Source organism: Photorhabdus bodei (assembly GCF_003287735.1).
In the GTDB taxonomy this organism is placed as follows: Bacteria; Pseudomonadota; Gammaproteobacteria; order Enterobacterales; family Enterobacteriaceae; genus Photorhabdus; species Photorhabdus kayaii.
This window is the reverse complement of sequence record NZ_NSCM01000125.1, coordinates 1-1,358: the sequence shown is the minus strand read 5'-3', so window position 1 is coordinate 1,358 and position 1,358 is coordinate 1. Positions and strand designations below refer to the sequence as shown.

General features: G+C 36.5%; 1 protein-coding gene and 1 tRNA gene. Both read left to right on the top strand.

The genetic code is table 11. The features are described 5' to 3' along the window. The first annotated feature begins 41 nt into the window (after nt 1–41). Nucleotides 42–118, top strand: a tRNA-Asp gene (locus tag CKY02_RS23040). 138 nt (nt 119–256) lie between these two features. After that, nucleotides 257–1,039, top strand: coding sequence for an endonuclease/exonuclease/phosphatase family protein (locus CKY02_RS23035; protein ID WP_112879886.1), 783 nt, complete (start codon nt 257–259; stop codon nt 1,037–1,039). Nucleotides 1,040–1,358 lie beyond the last annotated feature (319 nt).

Here is a 1,358-nt window from a genome sequence, read left to right as displayed (position 1 = left end):
TTTTATGTCGTAACAGCGATATAAATCAAAGAGAATTCGGTGGTGCGGTAGTTCAGTTGGTTAGAATACCGGCCTGTCACGCCGGGGGTCGCGGGTTCGAGCCCCGTCCGCACCGCCACCTTAATTTGCAGAGAAACCCTGAGAGAAATTTCAGGGTTTTTTGCCGTTTATGAGTATTAAAATCAATAATTACCTTATTTTATTTGATAGAATCGGATAGTTTTTATAGTTATTCTGCATTTAAGAGGTTTTTTACGTGGTAAAAAAAACCTATGCGATAAGATATGTTGCTGGACAACCTGTTGAACGTGTCTTTCCTATGTCGACTCATCAGCTTGGGAATACATTACCTGTAGGTACTCCTTTGACCACTGGTACAAATGAGCTTAGGGTTGTTGTATGGAATATCTATAAACAGCAGCGTCCTTCATGGCGAAAGGTTCTGAAAGAGCTGACTAACGAAAGCCAGTTGATTTTATTACAAGAAGCGCAGACAACCCCTGATTTAGTTGAATTTGCTACCTCAAATTACCTAATATCTGATCAAGTTCCTGCATTTCTATTACCGCAACATCCCTCTGGTGTAATGACGTTAGCAACTTCTCATCCTGTCTATTGTTGCCCACTGAGAGAGAAAGAACCCCTTTTACGTTTATCTAAATCCGCTCTCATCACTGTTTATCTTTTACAGGATAACCGTCAGTTAATGGTTATTAATGTGCATGCGATAAATTTCAGTTTTGGTGTGGATGTGTATAGCCGCCAGTTGAATAACATTGGTGCTCATGTTCGTTTACATAATGGCCCAGTCATTATGGCTGGTGACTTTAATGCATGGAGTAAGCAACGATTAAATGCTTTAAAACGTTTTACCAGATATTTACACCTTGAAGAAGTATCTTTTACTGATGACTATCGAACAATCGCGTTTGGCAGACCTTTAGATTTTATTTTTTTCCGAGAGTTGAATATAGCTAATGCTACTGTGATACTTACTGATGCTTCCGATCATAATCCTCTTGTTGTGAATTTTTATTAATTCTTTATTATAAGAATATATCCGTCTATTTTTCAATGAATTAAATTCTTATTTAATTCATTGAAAAAACATGATTTTATGGCTTAAAAATATTATATCATTCTTACTTCGTTGTAACTGTTTATTATATATTTCGACGGGTTTATATTATTAAAAATAAAATTTATTTATATTGATATGATATATAAATTATGGCGGATTCGACTAATAAGTGCAATTTTTCAGAAGGGCGGTCAGTTGCTATAGTAGGCATCTTTCCCGCCACAGGAGAATGCACTATGGCCTATACACAACTGACCGAAACAGAAAGATACCAGAT